This is a genomic window from Gemmatimonadales bacterium (genome assembly GCA_041390145.1).
Classification (GTDB): domain Bacteria; phylum Gemmatimonadota; class Gemmatimonadetes; order Gemmatimonadales; family GWC2-71-9; genus SPDF01.
On sequence record JAWKQM010000005.1, the window covers coordinates 206,868 to 223,712 of the forward strand.

Here is a 16,845-nt window from a genome sequence, read left to right on the forward strand (position 1 = left end):
TCTTGCACTCGTGCGGCCCTGTTGGGGTCGCTGAATGTTCCCCCGATCCCCACCCCCAATGCCCAACGTCGCGCCGCCCCTCGCCGAGGCCCTCCGGCTGCTCTCCATTGGCCGTTCGCTCACGGCGTCCCAGTCTGCCGCGGCGTTTGCCGTGCTCGTCGCCGGCGAGGCCGCAGACGGCGATGCCGCCTCGCTCCTGATGGGGCTGAAGCGCAAGGGAGAAACCGCGGATGAGATTGCCGGGGCGGCATTGGTGCTGCGCGAGGCGATGATCCCGCTGATCGTGCCCGACCGTGACGATCTGGTGGACACCTGTGGCACGGGCGGCGGACTCGTCGGCACCCTCAACATCTCGACCGCCGCTGCCATCCTGGCCGTCGGGGCAGGGGTTCGCGTGGCCAAACATGGGAACCGGAGCCATACCTCCCGGTCCGGTTCGGCCGATGTGCTCGAGGCGCTTGGGGTGGCGGTTGAATTGCGGCCCCCTGTCGCCGCGAAGGCGCTCGAAACCTCCGGCTTCACCTTCATGTACGCGCCCCAGTACCACCCCGCGATGCGTCATGTCGCCGGGGTGCGGCGTCAGCTCGGCGTGGCCACTATGATGAACCTGCTCGGGCCGCTCGCCAACCCGGCGGGCGTGGGGCGCCAGGTGGTTGGCGTGGCCGAGCGGCGTGTCGCGCCGCTGCTCGCCGACGCGCTCCGGCGCCTCGGCACCCGGCACGCCATGGTGGTGCATGCCGAGGTCGGGATGGATGAGATCAGCCCGATGGGGGCGACGGAAGTCTGGGAGGTGCGGGGGAGCGCGGTGCGCGAATGGCTGATCGAACCGGCTGAGTTCGGTCTGGAGGTATCTGACCTGACCCCCTTGGCCGGCGGGGAACCGGACGAGAATGCCAACCGCATTGAACGACTGCTCGAGGGGGCGGATGCCGACCACGCGGCGCGCTCGGCGCTGGTGCTCAACGCCGGGGCGGCACTCTATGTGGCGGGGGTGTCAGCAGAGTTTCCGAAGGCTGTTGATCTCGCTCGGCGGGCCCTGACGGCGGGGACAGGGCGAGACGCCCTCTCGCGCATTCGTGCCGCCGTTTCGTGCGACCCAGCGGAGGCCGCCTAGTACTTGCGAATGACGCCCACGACGACGCCTTGGATCAGCACGTCGCGTTCCTGAAAGCGCATCGGCGCCATCGTCTCGTTGGCCGGCTGCAGTCGGATCCACCCGCCGGCCTCGCGATAGAACTTCTTGACGGTGGCCTCGGCGCCGTTGATGAGCGCGATGACCATTTCGCCATTTTCGGCCGACTGCTTCCCGTGGACCACGACATAGTCGCCGTCGATGATGTGGGCCTCGACCATGGAATCGCCCCGGACCTGGAGGGCGTAATTCGGGCCGCGGGCAGGGAGCATCTCGTTCGGCACCGCCAGTGTTTCGCTGTGCATGACCGATTCGATCGGGGTGCCCGCCGCGACCCGGCCGAGCACCGGGATTTCCGAGGCGACCGCCGTCCCCTTGGGGGGTAACACCTCGATGGATCGGCTCTCGTTGTAGGCGCGCCGGATGTACCCCTTTCGTTCCAGGTTGGTCAGGTGCTCATGCACCGTGGCCAGGGACTGGAACCCGAAGTGTTCCGCGATTTCCTCGAAGCTCGGCGCGTAGCCGTTGTCCGCAATCTGGGATTGCAGGTAGGAAAGAATGTCGCTTTGTCGGCGCGTGAGCGGCATGACCGTCCTCCGAGCGAGTGACCGAAGAGAGCCCGAATCAAGGTACCCGAACACGAACCGAAGGTCAAGGTGACGTCAACACTCGACCGCATTCTGGATGGAGTTCGGGCCGGCCTGCCCGCCCTGGCCAGCCGGCGAGAGGCCCTGGAGCAAGCCGCACGGCGTGCGCCTCCCGCTCCCGACTTCAAGGCGGCACTGCGTCGGCCGGAAGTCGCGGTCATCGCCGAATTGAAGCGCAAATCACCCTCCGCGGGGCTCCTCGCACCGAGGCTGGATTCGGCCGCGCGTGCCCGGACCTATGAAGCGGGGGGCGCCGCGGCGTTGTCGGTCCTCACCGAGGCGGACCACTTTGGCGGGTCGCTCTCCGACCTCGAGGGGGTCGCGGCGGTCGTGACGGTCCCGCTCATCCGGAAGGACTTCATCCTTCATGAATTGCAGGTCATCGAGGCGCGCGCGTCGGGTGCGGCGGCCGTGCTGCTGATCGTCCGTGCCCTCGATCCGTCGGCCCTCCGGGACCTCCTGGCCGCCGCCCGCCGTTGGGGGATGGAAGCCCTGGTCGAAACGCACGACGAGCGCGAAGTGGATCTCGCGCTCGCCGCCGGCGCGACGGTCATTGGCGTGAACAGCCGGGATCTCGGCGATTTCACGATCAACGCGAAGGCGGCCTGGGCGTTACTGCGCCAGCTCCCGAGTGACATCGTCGCCGTGGCGGAGAGCGGGATGAAAGACGTTGCTGCGGTCGAGGCGGCGGCCGCCGCGGGGGCGGACGCGGTGCTCGTGGGTTCGGCGCTCTCGGTGGCGGACGATCCGGGGCCCCTGCTGGCCGGAATGGCCGCGGTCCCACGCCATGGGCGTTGAGGCCAAGGTCTGTGGGCTCACCAGGCCGGGCGACGCGGCGGTGGCCGTGGAGGCGGGTGCCTCTTACCTTGGAGTGGTATTCGCCGGTGGTCCACGGGTGGTGACCGTGGCCGTGGCCTCGGAGATCGTGGCGGCCGCCTCCGGGTGCCCGGTGTTCGGCGTGTTCGGGCGGCATTCCGCGGAGGAGATTCTCCGCTGCCGTGACGCCGCCGGTTTGGCCGGGGCGCAACTGCACGGGGCGTTCGATCACCGCCTGGCGGCGCGGTTGCGGGCGAACGGTCTCGCCGTGTGGGCGGTCGCCCGCCTCACCGCTCCCGACGAGTGCGGCGGGCTCACCGACCTGGCCGCCGGCTCGGACGCGGTGCTCGTCGAGCCGCGGGTGGCGGGGGCCGAGGGGGGCGCCGGAGTGCCCCTCGCGCTCGACCTGGGTCGTCGGGCGCGCGCGGCGCTCCGCGGGCAGCGAATGGTGCTGGCTGGCGGGTTGCGGCCCGAGTCGGTGGCGGCCGCCATCGACGCGGTGGGCCCGGATGTGGTCGATGTCAGCAGCGGTGTCGAGATGAGTCCGGGGCGCAAGGACCCGGCGGCCGTTCGGCTCTTCCTGGAGGCGGTGCGTGGCGACCAGCCTTTCCCCTGAACGCGGCAGCAATGGACGATTCGGTCCCTACGGCGGCCGGTACGTCCCGGAGACCCTGCTCGCCGCGCTCGAGGAGCTCGCGGCGCTGTACGACGGCGTCCGGGGCGAGGACGCGTTCTGGGAAGAGTTGGGCGGCATCCTCCGCGACTACGTGGGTCGGCCCACACCGCTGACCGAGGCGCCCCGCCTCAGCGCTGAGGTTGGCGCCCGGGTGCTTCTGAAGCGCGAAGACCTGAACCATACCGGTGCGCACAAGATCAACAACACGGTGGGCCAGGCCCTCCTCGCGCAGCGCATGGGCAAGCGGCGGATCATCGCCGAGACCGGTGCCGGGCAGCACGGCGTGGCCACCGCGACGATCTGCGCGCGGCTCGGGATGGAGTGCGTGGTGTATATGGGCGCCGAGGATGTGGCGCGGCAGGCGCTCAACGTGTACCGGATGCGCCTGCTCGGGGCGACCGTGGTCCCGGTCGAATCCGGCACGCGAACCCTCAAGGACGCCACGAATGAGGCGTTGCGCGATTGGGTGGCGAATGTCCCGAGTACCCATTACATCATCGGCTCGGTCGTCGGGCCTGATCCCTATCCGCGGATGGTGCGGGACTTCCAGTCGGTCATCGGGCGGGAGGCCAGGAGGCAGGTGCTCGAGCGGACCGGTCGCCTGCCGCGCACCGTCGTGGCGTGCGTCGGCGGCGGGTCGAACGCGATCGGGATCTTCACCGCCTTCCTCGATGACGGCGAGGTGGAGTTGGTCGGCGTCGAGGCCGCGGGGGATGGGCTGGCGACCGGCCGCCACAGCGCCACGCTGCACGCGGGGCGCCCCGGTGTGCTCCACGGCACGCTCAGCTATCTCCTGCAGGACGCCGATGGGCAGGTCGCGCCGGCCCACTCGGTGAGTGCGGGTCTGGACTACCCCGGAGTAGGGCCGGAGCATGCCTGGCTCCGGGACACTGACCGGGTCGAGTATCACGCGGTGGATGATGGCGCGGCGCTGGACGGGTTCGCGCGTCTGGCCCGCCTCGAGGGGATCATTCCGGCGCTGGAGACCGCGCACGCTGTGGCCTGGCTCTCGGCGGAGCGTGGGCGATGGCAGGCGGACATGCCTGTCCTGCTCTGTCTCAGCGGTCGTGGTGACAAGGATGTGGCGCATGTGGCGGCACTAACGGGAGAGGTGCGTTGACCGAACCGGGTGTGGAGTTCGAGCAGGTACTGCCGCCGGAACAGGTGGAGGAACTCCTGCGGACGCTGGTCAAGGCGTCGCGGGCCTTCCAGATGTACCTGCCGAACAACCCGATGTTTCACCGCGCGGCCAAGAACCTTGAGACCGCGTTCGACCCCGTCTGGTCGGCCATCGACGAACTCATCCTGACGGTCCACGAGACCGATTTTGTCTGGGAAGGGACGGTCGTGTACCACCAGCTGAGCAAGTCGGACAGCCTGGCCTGGACGCTCTACAAGGACGGGCTCCGGGTGCTGACCCTGCGCAAGGGTGTGGAGATCGAGGAGCTTCCCCGGCTGCTGCGCGTGGTGAACAAGGTCCGAGGCCTGGCGCCGGACGCGACCGACGACCTCTTCACGCTGCTCTGGGCTGAGGAGTTCCAGTTCGTCGACGTGCGCTTCGCGGAGTTCGTCCAGGACTACGGCACCGGCGAACTGGTTCCCGGCGCCCAGTACTCGGCGGGCACCATCTATGCCGACGAAGTGCGGAGCGACTTGGCGGGGACGGAGGCCGGTGAGGGGGTCGGCGGCGTCGCGGCTCCGGGGGAGACGGTGGGCGAAGGGGAGGAGTCCGGCGAGGCGGGCGGCGCGGCTGACGCCGTGGAACGGCCGAAGGGCGTCGTCGACATCGACGAGTTTGACTCGACGCTCTACTTCCTCGACGCCGCCGAAGTCGACATGCTGACCGCCGACCTGAACCTCGAGTACTCGCGGGATCTGCGCGATGCGTCGCTCGCCGCGCTCTATGACCTGTTCGAGTCGCAGCCGGAGCCGGAAATTCGCGAGGAGATCATCGGCGTGCTCGAGGCGCTCTTCCCCAGCATGCTCAACGCCGGCGAGTTTCGCGCCAGCGCCGCGGTGCTGCGGGAGACCAGGGTCCTGGTGGATCGTTCACCCGAGCTCGTGGCTGTGCACAAGGACCGGCTGGTCCAGTTCGTCGACCAGCTCAGCGAGCCTGCCATCGTCAGCCAGCTCATGCAGGCGCTCGATGAGGGCACCGGTCGGCCGAGTGACGGCGACATCGCCGAACTGCTTCGGGAGTTGCGCCCGCGTGCCCTCTCCACCCTCGTGGAATGGACCCCCCGCCTGACCTCCGCCCCGGTGCGGGCCCTGGTGGAAGAAGCGGTCCAGCAGCTGGCGTCCGCCCACCAGGGCGAACTGTTGCGGCTGCTCCGCTCCGGCGATCCCGAGGCCCTTCCGGGCGCGATCGAACTGGCGGGCCGCCTGAAGCTGGAGGGCGCCGTCGCCGGCCTGGGCGAGGTGATGAGCACTCCGGATGCCACGTTGCGCCTGGCGGCGACCGAGGCACTGGTGCAGATCGGCACCCCCGGCGCCCTCGTGCTGCTCGAGCGCGGGATTGGCGACGACGACCGGGCGGTGCGGGTCGCCGCGCTGAAGGCCCTCAGCGCCCGCGGCTACCGGGGCGCACTCCGGCGCGTGGAGGAAGTGGTGAACGGCAAGGGCCGCAAGGACCTCGACTTCAACGAGCGCCGGGCCTTCTTCGAAGCCTATGGCGCCATTGCAGGAGCGGGGGGGCTCGCGACGCTTCGCGACCTCATCGTGCGGCGCGGGTTCTTTCGCCGGAAGCAGAGCGCCGATGTGCGGATGTGCGCGGCGCTGGGGCTGGGCAAGATCGGCACCCCGGAGGCGCGGGCGGTGCTCGAATCCGTGGCGGAGGACAACGACCGGCAGGTGCGCAACGCCGTGACCGCGGCACTCCGGGGGGTGGCGGAATGAGCCAGGACCCGCACGCCGCCGACCACAACCTGCGGCACGATGGCCGCGGGCTCCTGCTCTCGCTTTACGCGGCGTTGCGGAGCCTCAAGCTCTATCCGCTCGAGAACACGACGGTCCAGAAGGCGCTCGACGACCTCCTCGCGTCGGGTGAACAACTCCTCGGCGAAGACGAGGACGTGGAAATCCGCGCCTCGGGCGACTTCCTCTTTGTCAACGACACCCGGCTCCGCCTGGAGCTCGACAACTACGCCTCGTTCAGCCAGGTGCTCGGCCTGCTGCGCACCTTCGAGGTCGGGACGCTGCGGATTGTGCGCGGCGTCGAGCGCCGTGAGTGGCAGGCGCTGCTCAGCGTCTTCCTCAGCCTCGGCACCCGCGACGTGGCCGGGAGCCGGTTCGCGGAGCTGATTGCGCGCCTCGAACGGGCAAACATCCGGCACATCCAGCTGGAGCCGCTCAGCGCCGTGGAGGAAGAGGAAGACTCCGCCGAGGCGCGCGAGGTCGCGAAGCGGACCTACGCGCAGGGCGTCGCGGTCACCAAGGATGTCGTCAACAGCGTCCGGATGGGGCGCACCGCCAACCTGAAGAAGGTGAAGCGCGCCGTGCAGCTCGTGGTGGACCAGGTCCTGAACAACGAGACCTCCATCGTCGGCCTCACCACGATCCGCGACTACGACGAGTACACCTTCACGCATTCCGTGAACGTCTGCATCTTCTCGGTGGCCCTGGGCAAGAAACTCGGTCTTGGCAAGCTGCAGCTGTACGATCTCGGGCTCGCGGCGCTCCTGCACGACATCGGCAAGGCGCGCATCTCCCTCGACATCCTGAACAAGACCACCAGCCTCGATGAGGACGAGTGGCGGGTGATGACGCGGCACCCGTGGTTCGGCACGCTCACCCTCTTCAGCTCGCGCCGCTACGAGGAGACGCCCTACCGGGCCATTCTCGTGGCGCACGAGCATCACATGAAGACCGACCTGACCGGCTATCCGAAGCCGATTCGTCCGCGCAAGCTCGGGCTCTACTCCCGGCTCGTGGCGGTGGCCGACGGCTTCGACGCCGCCACCACCCGGCGGAGCTACCAGACGGTCCCCATCCAGCCGGACGCGGTGCTGAAAGAGATGTGGGAAAACCCGAAACGGGGCTATGACCGCGTGCTCGTGAAGGCGCTGATCAACCTCATCGGCATCTACCCCGTGGGCACCTGCGTCATCCTCGATACCCTCGAGGTGGCCATCGTGGCGGGCGCGAATCCCGACCCGACGATCCTCAATCGGCCGCTGGTCCGGATCGCCATCGACACCAACGGCGCGGTCCTCCCGCCCCCCGGCGAGCCAGCCGACCTGGCTGACGGCAACGGCCAGGGCGGATACGCCCGCTCGATCGTGAAGGTGACCGACCCGAGCCGGTACGGGCTCATCGTGGGAGACTACTTTGTCTGAGACGGGGCTCCGCGCGCGCTGGACCGCGCTCCGGCGACCGGAGCAGGCGGCGCTGGTTGCCTACCTCACGGCCGGCTACCCCGATCGGGCAACGAGCCTCGCCGCCCTCCGCCTTGCCGCCCGGCATGCGGATATCCTGGAAGTCGGCGTGCCCTTCAGCGATCCCGTGGCCGACGGCCCGGTCATCCAGCGCGCGTCGTTTGACGCCCTGGCGGGAGGGATGTCGCTGCGGGGTACACTCGACCTGATTGCCGAAGCGGATCTCGACTGCCCGGTGGTGCTCTTCTCCTACCTGAACCCGCTCCTCCGGTATGGGTTCGACCGCCTCCTCATCGATGCCGCGACGGTGGGGGTCGACGGGCTCCTGGTCACCGACCTGCCGGCCGGTGCCGACCCGGCGCTGGAGGAGTCCGTTCGCGGCAGCGACCTCGACCTGATCCCGCTGGTGGCTCCCACGACCTCCTCGCCCCGGGTCGCGGAGATTGACGCCTCCGCCACCGCCTTTCTCTACCTCATCGGACGCCTCGGCGTGACCGGCACCGGTACCCCGCCCAGCGCCGAACTCGAGGCGATCGTACGCCGGGTGCGAGCGAACGCACGTCGACCGCTGGCGGTCGGGTTCGGAATCGCGACACCGGCCCAGGTGCGCGCGGTGGCTTCGTGCGCCGATGGCGTCGTGGTGGGCAGCGCCCTGGTGGACGCACTTGGGCGAGGCGGCGTGTCAGCCCTCGACGCGCTCCTCACCGAACTGACCCCGGCCTGCGTGCGCGCGGCTGAGGCGGGCGCCTCCCGTGTTTGACACCTCCCGGGTGCTGGCGCTCTATGGCCGGGTGCTGATCTGGCTGGGATGGTCGCTGGCGGTGGCCGCCGTGCTGGTGGACCTCCGCTGGATCGAGCAGCCGATCCCCACCCTCGTGATCCTGCTGGCCGTGGCGGCGCTCCGGGCCTCCCCGGTCCGGCTCAGCAAGTATTCCTACCTGACGCAGCACGGTGTGCCGGTAGTTGTCGGCGTCATGGTGGCGGCACCGTCGCAGGTCGTCGCGGGGATGGCGGCGGGCGTGTACCTGGTGGACACCCTCTGGCTGCGGAAGCCGATGAAGGCCGGCCTCGTCAACGCCGGCCGCGAAAACATCGCATTCCTCGCGTCATTCGGCATCTTCTCGCTCGTCTGGCGGTTGAGCGGATCGCCGGGCGTCGGTCTCGACTTCCTCCCCGCCGCGTTCACCCTGGCCGGCATCTACTTTTTCCTGTCCCGTGCGCTGTTCTACTTCACGCTCCTGCTCCGGGACAAGCTCGAGAGTGAGGAGCGCCTCCTCATCCTCCGGTACGAGGTGGTGGCGTACCTCCTCACCCTCGGTGCCGCCGCGATCATCGTCGGCGCCATCCAGGCGCTCAGCCCCCCCGGCTGGGCTGCGGTCTTGGCGGTCGTCGGGGTCTTCGGACTCCTGACCAAGAAGATCCTGGAAGAGGCGATCGCCGCCGAGGACCTGAACAAGGTCCACCTGATGGAGACGGCCATCACCACGAACGTGACGCTGTTGGATTCGTTCCAGCAGATTGAACGGCTCGCGCACCGGCTGCTCGACTGGGGCGACCTGCGGATCTATCGGGTGGACGAGCACGACGTGGTGTCGCTGGCCTACCGGGGCGAGGTGGGCCGTGGCGGCCGTGGCGAGGTACCAGCGGAACTCGAGCCGCTTCGCCTCTCGGCGATCTCCTCGGCGGAACCGGTCGTGGTGCACGACACGTCGAAGGATGCCCGGCTGCCGATGGCGGCGTCCGACACCCAAAGCCTGGTCATCCTGCCGCTCCGGTTCGGCACGGACGTCATCGGGACGCTCGAGCTCGAGCACCACAAGCGGCACATGTACCGCGCCCGGGACCTCGCCGCGATGTCGACGCTGGCGACCCAGGTGGCCACCGCGATCCACATCGCCGAACTCCGGCGTCCGCTGGTGACCACCGTCGAGAGTATCGGCGCGCAGGTTGGCGCCCTGGCGCGCGCGACCGAATCGCTGCACGCCTCCGCCGACGCGCTGACCGCGGCCTCCAAGTCGCTGCGCATCGGGCTGGGGGAGCAGGACGCCTTCGTCACCGCCGGCCTCAAGGCAACGAAGGCGCTGGCGAGCGGATCGGCCGAGATTGCGGTGCAGGGAAAGCGGGCGGCGGAGGCCAGCGCCCGCGCCGCCGAAACGGCGTCTCGCAACCGCGAGACGATTCGCGACGCCATCACGCGGCTGGTGGACCTGAAGCACTTCGTGGCGGAGAGCTCGCGCCAGGTCGGCGAACTGGGCAACGTCACCAAGCGCATCACCGGGTTCATCGGGTCGATCCGGGAGATTGCCGACCTCACGAACCTGATCTCGCTCAACGCCGCCATTGAGGCGGCCCGCGCCGGGCAGGAAGGGAAGGGGTTTGCGGTCGTCGCGGCGGAAGTGCGGGAGCTGGCGGACCAGAGCGCCGTGGCCGCGCGGGAGGCGGGCGGGCTGCTCGCCGCCATCGCGGAGCAGGTCACGGAAATCACCGCCCAGATGTCGCATGGCGAACGGGCGGTGGAAGGGGTGGAGCAGCTCGGCGAGGCGGCGGTGGAGGCCCTCGAAGGGATCGTGAATACGACGCGCGAGGCGGGAACGTCCGCGCAGCGAATCGGCGAGACGGCGACGCAGCAGGAGGGGGCGTTCGCCAAGCTGCAGGAACAGATCGGGCACCTTGCGACGGTCTCCGCGCGGATTCGCGAGGAGACCAACGTGCTGGCGGGCCAGGCGGGCCGGGCGGCCGACGCGCAACAGGAACTCGACGGCGCGCTCAAGCAGCTGGAGCAGGTCTCGACGCACCTGCAGTCGATCGCGCGCCACTTCACCGTCGGCCAGTAACGTGGCGGAGCTGGTGACGGTTGCGCTGGGGAGCAACCTCGGTGATCGGGCGCAGCACCTTGCCGCCGCCCGCGCCGCGCTGGCCGCACTCCCCGGCACCCGCCTGGTCAAGGTCTCTACCGTGGAGGAGACGGCGCCGCTCGGGGGGCTCGACCAGCCGCCATACCTGAACCAGGTGGCGCAGCTCGACACGACGCTTGCTCCGCGGGCCCTGCTGGAGGCCTGCCAGGCGATCGAGCGTGCGGAGGGACGGACGCGAGGCACGCGCTGGGCCTCGCGATCTCTCGACATCGACATCATTCAATTCGGGCGACGCACGGTGGCGGAGCCTGGACTCACGATCCCGCACCCGGAGCTCCCCAACCGCGATTTCTGGCAGCGCGGCCTGGCGGAAGTGCAGACCCCATGAGCGACACTACCCGACCCCTGACGACGCGTGACGTGCTCGCCATGAAGCGCGCCGGCACCAGGATCGTGTCCCTGACCGCCTACGACGCGCTGATGGCGCGGATGCTGGATACCTCCGGGGTCGACATCATCCTGGTCGGCGATTCGGTCAACCAGGTCGTGGCCGGGCGCAGCACCACGCTGAGCGCCACCCTGGACCAGATGATCTACCACGGCCGTGCGGTCCAGGGCGCCGTGCGCCGCGCCCTCGTGGTGATCGACCTCCCCTTCCTCACCTACCAGGTGACCATCGAGGATGCCATCCGGAACGCCGGTCGGGTCATGCAGGCCACCGGCGCGCCGGCGGTGAAGCTCGAGGGCGGGGTGACGATGGCCCCGACCATCCGTGCGCTGGTTGAGCGCGGCATTCCCGTCATGGGGCACATCGGGCTCACTCCGCAGTCGGTGCACGCCCTTGGGGGGTACCGGGTGCAGGGGAGGGAAGAGGCGGCAGCCGAGCGGCTCGTGGCGGACGCCCGCGCCGTCGAGGAGGCCGGGGCGTTCGGCGTCGTGCTGGAGCTCGTGCCCGCGGCGCTCGCCGCGCGAGTCACGAAGGAACTGACAATCCCCACCATCGGCATCGGCGCCGGCGCGGAGTGCGACGGCCAGGTGCTCGTGCTCCCCGACATGCTGGGGATGAATCCGGGATTTGCGGTGAAGTTCCTCAAGCGGTACGCCGACCTGGACGGCGTCATCCGCGCCGCGGTGTCCGCCTATGGCGAGGACGTGCGGTCAGGCAAGTACCCGGGCCGGGAACACAGCTTCGAGTGAGCCAGACCCCCGCACCCAGAGAGTTCACGACGGGGGCCGGGATCCGTGCGTGGATCACCGCCCAACGAGCGGGGGGATCCCGGATCGGCTTTGTGCCGACCATGGGATACCTCCACGAGGGGCACCTCGCCCTCGTCGATGCCGCGCGCGCCGTCTCGGACGTCGTCGTGATGAGCATCTTCGTCAATCCCCTGCAATTCGGGCCCTCGGAAGACCTCTCCCGCTATCCCCGTGACCTTCCCCGCGACCGCCAGCTGGCAGCGAGCCGTGGCGTGGATGCGCTGTTTCTGCCGGACGTCTCCGTCATGTACCCTCCCGGCAGCGTCACGCGCGTGGTTCCGGGCCCGGGCGCCGACCGGTGGGAGGGCGAGGTGCGGCCCGGCCATTTCACCGGTGTCCTGACCGTCGTCGCCAAGCTCTTCCACCTCGTGACGCCCGACGTCGCCGTGTTCGGGCAGAAGGACGCCCAGCAGGCGGCGCTGATCCGGCAGATGGTCCGCGACCTCGACTGGCCGGTCGCCCTGGTGGTGGCGCCCACCACCCGGGAACCCGATGGACTGGCCCTGAGCAGCCGGAACACCTACCTGTCGGCCGAGGACCGGAGGCAGGCGGTGGGGCTGAGCGCCGCCCTGCGGGCGGCGCACGAGGCCTGGCGGGGCGGGGAGACCGCGGGCCACCGTCTGGTGGCCGTGGCACGGCAGGTGCTTGAGGTGTATCCGGGTGTGAGCCCGGAGTATATTTCCACCGTCGAACCCGAGGCGCTGGCCCCCGTCGAGACGGTGGGGGCGGGATGTCTTATGCTGATCGCCGCCCGGGTCGGATCGACGAGGCTTATCGACAATACTGTTTTCGGGGAAGGGATCCCGTGATGCAGCGCCATCTCATGAAGTCCAAGATTCATCGCGCCACCATCACCTCGGCGGACCTCCACTATGAGGGCTCGCTGACGGTGGACGAAGACCTGCTCGATGCCGCCGACCTGCGGCTGCATGAGGAGGTGCAGGTGGTCAACGTCAACAACGGGGCGCGCTTCAGCACCTACGTCATCCCGGGCCCGCGCGGCTCCGGCGTGCTGCAGCTCAACGGGGCAGCCGCGCGCCTCGGGATGGCGGGCGACCTGGCCATCATCATCAGCTACGGCGTCTTCGACGAGGCCGAGGCGAAGCAGCACGCGCCCAGGGTGGTCTTCGTCGACGAGCGGAACCGCATCGTCCGTCCACCCCTCCGGGCGGAGGGATAGCTCCTTGACCGGCGCCTCCGCCTCGCGTGTATCGCCCGCGCTCCGGCCCACATTGCCGGAGTGGGCGGAGGTCACCGCGGAGCGCGTGGCGCATATCGAGCGGGTCGCCACGCTGGTCTCCGCGTGGGCGGAGCGCATGGGGGTCCACGATTCCGAGCGGAACCGGTGGCTCAAGGCGGTGTGGCTCCATGACGCCCTGCGCGACGCCAGCCGCGACACGCTGGGGCAATGGGCCGCGAGTTCGTCCGGACCAATCGAGCTCTGGCACGGCCCGGCCGCCGCGGCGCGGGCCAAGGCTGAAGGGGAGACGGACCGCGGCGTGCTCGACGCCGTGCGCTATCACTCCCTTGGGCTTGCCGAGTGGGACATGGTCGGCCGGGTGCTCTACTGCGCCGACTACCTCGAGCCGGGCCGGACGTTCGACGAGGCCGCGCGCGCCGAGCTCGCCGCCCTCTTTCCGCGTGACGTGGCGGGCGTGCTGCGCGCGGTGGCGCGCGCCCGCCTCACCTACCTTGCCCGATCCGGTTGGCCGCTGCCGGAACCGATGGTCCGGTTTTGGAACAGCCTGTCCGTCGTCTCGCCCTGATCGGGGCGGGAGTCCTCCTCCTCGCCTTTCTCGCTGTCCGGTACGGCTCGCGCCCCTCCGCGCTGGCCGATCACGCCTTCCCCATCCCCGGCGAATCCAAACGGCTCCTGGTTGAAGTCCTCAATGGCTCAGGGAAGGCGGGCCTTGCCCGCACGGCCACCCGCGTGCTTCGGCGAGGCGGCCTCGACGTGGTCTTCTTCGGCAACGCGGATGGGAGTGAGGCGACCGTCACCCAGCTGCTGGTGCGGCGGGGGGACAGCACCGCGGCCCGGCGCGCGGCGCGGCTCCTTGGCGTCGGGACGGTGGAGTGGAAACCCGACTCGACCCGGCGGGTGGATGTCACGGTGATCATCGGGACCGACTACACGCCGCCGGTGGAAGTGCATCCCTGAGCTAGGCGGTGCTCCGCTGACGCATTCCGATCACGATATCCATCACATTCGTCCCGGTCGGCCCCGTGCGAACGAGCGCCTGTGCAGCATCGAGGGCGTGGTAGGCATCATGCGCCGCGAGGTCCTCCTCCGGGTCGCGGCTCGCGGCGGTGACGCGCGCCCACGTCGTCCCGTCGACCAGGGCGCCCGCGGCATCGGTGGGCCCGTCTCGCCCGTCGGTCCCGGCCGCGAGCAAGGCGACCCCGGGGACGTCCTCCAATTCGGCAGCGGCAGCCAGTGCCAGTTCCTGGCATCGACCGCCCAGGCCGTTCGCCGTGCCGGAAAGCGTGACGGTCGTCTCCCCACCCCAGATGAAGCAGTTGGCTCCCCCCCCGCCAGCGCGGAGGAACGCGCCGATGCGTGTGCCGGCGTCCCGGGCCTCTCCGGAGAGGTCGGAGGCGCCGGCCAGCACGGAGAGCCCGAGCTCCTCGGCGCGCGTTCTGACCCCCTGTACGGCGAGGCGGTTGCTGGCGATCACGTGGGTGACCACGTTTCGGAAGGCGGAGTCGCCAGGCTTCGGCGTGTCGGGGAGGTGGCCTGCTGCCTGACGCTCCAGCAGGCGCCTGATGGCGGCAGGAACTTCACGGTGCGGGGAGATCCGTTCCAGCAACCCGAGAACCTCGCGTGCCGAGCGTGGGTCGGGGGCACAGGGCCCGGAACCGATGGTGCCGGGGTCATCCCCGATGACGTCCGAGATGCAGAGCACTGTGACGGTTCGCGGGGCGAGCGCCGCGGCGAGGCGGCCGGCTCCCCAGCGGAGGCACCGTTTCCGGATGGCATTCATGACGCCGATGGGCTGGCCGCTCCGCAGCAGATAGTCCCAGAGGGTGTCGAGTTCATCAGTGGTCATACCCTCGGCGGGTGCGGCGGCGAGGCTCGACGCGCCGCCTGAGAGCAGGACAAGCGCCTGATGGGCGACCGGCATGCCTGACACCGCCTGGGCAACGGCATCGGCTGCTCTCGCGGAGTCAATGCCAGGGGTTGGATGGTTGCCGAAGAAGACCGGGAGCCGGGCACTCGCCCCTGCGTTTTGGGGACTGACGATGACGCCTCCTGCGAGTGGCGTCCGGGTGACTTCCAGCATCGTCAATGCGGCGCCGGCCATGCCGAGGGCGGCCTTGCCGATCGCGATGATCTGCACTGGCGCCGGGGAGCGAAGCGGACGCGCCGTCAGCTCACGGGCGACGGCCGCCGCCGGGTCGGCGGCCTGGAGCGCCGAGTGGTAGAGATCGAGCAGGAGTTCGCGCATTCACTAGTATGGGGCCGCGGGGCACCGCGGCCAAGGAGCCTGTCGTGACGATGGAAGACCGTCCGATCGTGACCGTGACCCGCCGCCTGCCGGCGCCGGTCGAGCGCGCGCTGCTGGAGCGGTTCGACGCCCGGCTCAACGCCGACGACACGCGGCTCGACGCCGACGGGCTCCGGGAGGCGCTCCGCGTGTCCGACGCGGTGCTCTGTGCCGTGTCGGATCGCCTTGATGCGGCGGTCCTGAACGTGGAGCCGCGGCGCACGCAGCTGCTGGCGAACTTCGGGGTCGGGTTCGAGCACATCGACCTGGCCACGGCGCGCCGGCGCCAGATTGCGGTCACCAATACCCCGGGCGTGTTAACGGACGATACGGCCGACCTGGCCATCGCGCTGATGCTGATGGCGATCCGACGGCTCGGGGAAGGGGAGCGGGAACTGCGGGCCGGGGCATGGCGGGGGTGGTATCCGACCCACCATCTCGGGCGCCGGCTTTCCGGCAAGGCCCTCGGCATCGTGGGCATGGGGCGGATTGGGAGGGCGGTGGCCCGGCGGGCAGTGCACGGCTTCGGGATGCGACTCCACTATGCCAGTCGGACGCCGCTCCCAGCGGGGGAGGCGGCGGCCCTCGATGCCGTACCAATGGACATCGACCGGCTCTTCGCCGAATCGGACATCGTGTCGCTGCACGTGCCGTCGAACGATGAGACACGCAACCTCGTCGATGCGCGCCGTCTCCGGCTGATGCCGCCGCACGGCATTCTTATCAATAGCGCACGCGGTGACGTCGTGGACGAAGCCGCGCTGGCGGAGGCGTTGCGGGACGGGACGATCGCGGGGGCGGGACTCGATGTGTACGCGGAAGAGCCGCAGGTGAACCCCGCGTTGCTGTCACTCCAGAATGTCGTGCTCCTGCCCCACCTCGGCAGCGCGACGGTGGAGTCGCGCACCGCGATGGGGATGCGGGCGTTCGAGAACCTCGTGGCCTGGAGCGAGGGCCGGGAGCTGCCGGATCGGGTGGCCTAGGTGTCCCTCACTTTCGCTCCTCAAACTTTTCCCGGACTGCGTCTCCACGGCGGCCTTAATCGCCGGGATCACGTCGTACGCGGGGGGATTTGTTCGACGCGAAGAAGGTCTGAACTGGGGCGGGTACGACAGCAGGATCTTCATGTAGCCGCGCACCACCGCGCCCAGCGGCATCATCGGTCGGGATATGCCGGATGCCGATCGAGACATCCTCCTGCGGATTGGTACAGGTTGTCATGACTGCGCCGTCGGCCTGCTTCCGTGATGGCCCCTGTGAACCCCCGACGTTGCCCTTCTGCACGATCGCGTTCTGGATCTCCGTGGTGAATGTGTACTTGTACTCGTCCACGCGGACGGATGCGAAATACTGGTTCAGGTGTAGATCCGGCTGCGGCGCGCGCCGACAGGCCGTGGTCGGCCACCAGGAACGAGGATTGGTCTACGCCGTCGATGTAGGCTTCCGAGGAGGACACGTACTGGCCAACCTCGGCCCCCGGCTTCCCAGCAAGGGAGATGGCGGCATGGAAGATGTCCGGGTTGCGGTCGAATGGGCCCGTCCGAACGGCGTGGCTGGATCATCCCTTCCAATAGGCAAAACGTCGGCACCCGCACCCTGGGCCT

18 protein-coding genes are annotated in these 16,845 nt (G+C 69.6%); 15 read left to right on the forward strand and 3 right to left on the reverse strand.

Features of this window, described 5'->3' with window-relative positions:
* Positions 1-58: 58 nt before the first annotated feature.
* Entirely contained in the window at positions 59-1,114 is a 1,056-nt protein-coding gene (gene trpD, locus R2910_05900) for an anthranilate phosphoribosyltransferase (protein MEZ4412498.1), read from the forward strand.
* Here the strand turns inward: trpD and lexA are convergent.
* Positions 1,111-1,719, reverse strand: coding sequence for a transcriptional repressor LexA (gene lexA / locus R2910_05905; GenBank protein ID MEZ4412499.1), 609 nt, complete (start codon positions 1,717-1,719; stop codon positions 1,111-1,113). The genes trpD and lexA overlap by 4 nt on opposite strands.
* Positions 1,720-1,788: 69 nt before the next feature.
* Between lexA and R2910_05910 the strand changes: the two genes are divergently transcribed.
* From R2910_05910 to R2910_05970, 13 genes are read left to right on the forward strand one after another with little or no spacing between them, the layout of a single operon-like run.
* Entirely contained in the window at positions 1,789-2,577 is a 789-nt protein-coding gene (locus R2910_05910; protein MEZ4412500.1) for an indole-3-glycerol phosphate synthase TrpC, read from the forward strand.
* The gene (locus R2910_05915) at positions 2,567-3,211 is read left to right on the forward strand and encodes a phosphoribosylanthranilate isomerase (protein MEZ4412501.1); all 645 of its coding nucleotides are present in this window, start codon (positions 2,567-2,569) and stop codon (positions 3,209-3,211) included. Before R2910_05910 ends, R2910_05915 begins: the two co-directional genes overlap by 11 nt.
* A complete protein-coding gene (gene trpB / locus R2910_05920) occupies positions 3,189-4,391 on the forward strand; it encodes a tryptophan synthase subunit beta (protein ID MEZ4412502.1) in 1,203 nt (400 codons plus the stop codon). Before R2910_05915 ends, trpB begins: the two co-directional genes overlap by 23 nt.
* Positions 4,388-6,166, forward strand: a complete 1,779-nt coding sequence (locus R2910_05925) for a HEAT repeat domain-containing protein (protein MEZ4412503.1) — start codon at positions 4,388-4,390, stop codon at positions 6,164-6,166. Before trpB ends, R2910_05925 begins: the two co-directional genes overlap by 4 nt.
* Positions 6,163-7,605: an HD domain-containing protein gene (locus tag R2910_05930; GenBank protein MEZ4412504.1), complete on the forward strand. Its 1,443-nt coding sequence runs from the start codon at positions 6,163-6,165 to the stop codon at positions 7,603-7,605. The genes R2910_05925 and R2910_05930 overlap by 4 nt, the downstream gene beginning before the upstream one ends.
* The gene (gene trpA, locus R2910_05935; GenBank protein MEZ4412505.1) at positions 7,598-8,404 is read left to right on the forward strand and encodes a tryptophan synthase subunit alpha; all 807 of its coding nucleotides are present in this window, start codon (positions 7,598-7,600) and stop codon (positions 8,402-8,404) included. Before R2910_05930 ends, trpA begins: the two co-directional genes overlap by 8 nt.
* Entirely contained in the window at positions 8,397-10,478 is a 2,082-nt protein-coding gene (locus tag R2910_05940; protein MEZ4412506.1) for a methyl-accepting chemotaxis protein, read from the forward strand. The genes trpA and R2910_05940 overlap by 8 nt, the downstream gene beginning before the upstream one ends.
* A gap of 13 nt (positions 10,479-10,491) precedes the next feature.
* Complete coding sequence (gene folK, locus R2910_05945) at positions 10,492-10,887, forward strand: 2-amino-4-hydroxy-6-hydroxymethyldihydropteridine diphosphokinase (protein MEZ4412507.1); 396 nt, start codon at positions 10,492-10,494, stop codon at positions 10,885-10,887.
* Positions 10,884-11,696, forward strand: coding sequence for a 3-methyl-2-oxobutanoate hydroxymethyltransferase (gene panB, locus R2910_05950; protein ID MEZ4412508.1), 813 nt, complete (start codon positions 10,884-10,886; stop codon positions 11,694-11,696). The genes folK and panB overlap by 4 nt, the downstream gene beginning before the upstream one ends.
* Positions 11,693-12,565 (forward strand): pantoate--beta-alanine ligase, encoded by an 873-nt coding sequence (gene panC, locus R2910_05955; GenBank protein ID MEZ4412509.1) that lies wholly within the window; start codon positions 11,693-11,695, stop codon positions 12,563-12,565. Before panB ends, panC begins: the two co-directional genes overlap by 4 nt.
* On the forward strand, positions 12,565-12,936 hold the full coding sequence (locus R2910_05960) for an aspartate 1-decarboxylase (GenBank protein MEZ4412510.1): 372 nt from the start codon (positions 12,565-12,567) through the stop codon (positions 12,934-12,936). The genes panC and R2910_05960 overlap by 1 nt, the downstream gene beginning before the upstream one ends.
* 4 nt (positions 12,937-12,940) lie before the next feature.
* Complete coding sequence (locus R2910_05965) at positions 12,941-13,522, forward strand: hypothetical protein (protein ID MEZ4412511.1); 582 nt, start codon at positions 12,941-12,943, stop codon at positions 13,520-13,522.
* Positions 13,492-13,914 carry a LytR C-terminal domain-containing protein gene (locus R2910_05970; GenBank protein ID MEZ4412512.1) on the forward strand — a complete coding sequence of 141 codons (423 nt, stop codon included), beginning with the start codon at positions 13,492-13,494 and terminating at the stop codon, positions 13,912-13,914. Before R2910_05965 ends, R2910_05970 begins: the two co-directional genes overlap by 31 nt.
* Position 13,915: 1 nt before the next feature.
* On the opposite strand, the gene R2910_05975 is transcribed toward R2910_05970, so the two are convergent.
* The gene (locus R2910_05975; GenBank protein ID MEZ4412513.1) at positions 13,916-15,202 is read right to left on the reverse strand and encodes a DUF4147 domain-containing protein; all 1,287 of its coding nucleotides are present in this window, start codon (positions 15,200-15,202) and stop codon (positions 13,916-13,918) included.
* 50 nt (positions 15,203-15,252) lie between these two features.
* On the opposite strand from R2910_05975, the gene R2910_05980 reads away from it, so the two are divergent.
* Positions 15,253-16,224, forward strand: a complete 972-nt coding sequence (locus R2910_05980; protein MEZ4412514.1) for a D-glycerate dehydrogenase — start codon at positions 15,253-15,255, stop codon at positions 16,222-16,224.
* 55 nt (positions 16,225-16,279) lie between these two features.
* On the opposite strand, the gene R2910_05985 is transcribed toward R2910_05980, so the two are convergent.
* The gene (locus tag R2910_05985; protein ID MEZ4412515.1) at positions 16,280-16,573 is read right to left on the reverse strand and encodes a hypothetical protein; all 294 of its coding nucleotides are present in this window, start codon (positions 16,571-16,573) and stop codon (positions 16,280-16,282) included.
* Positions 16,574-16,845: the final 272 nt, after the last annotated feature.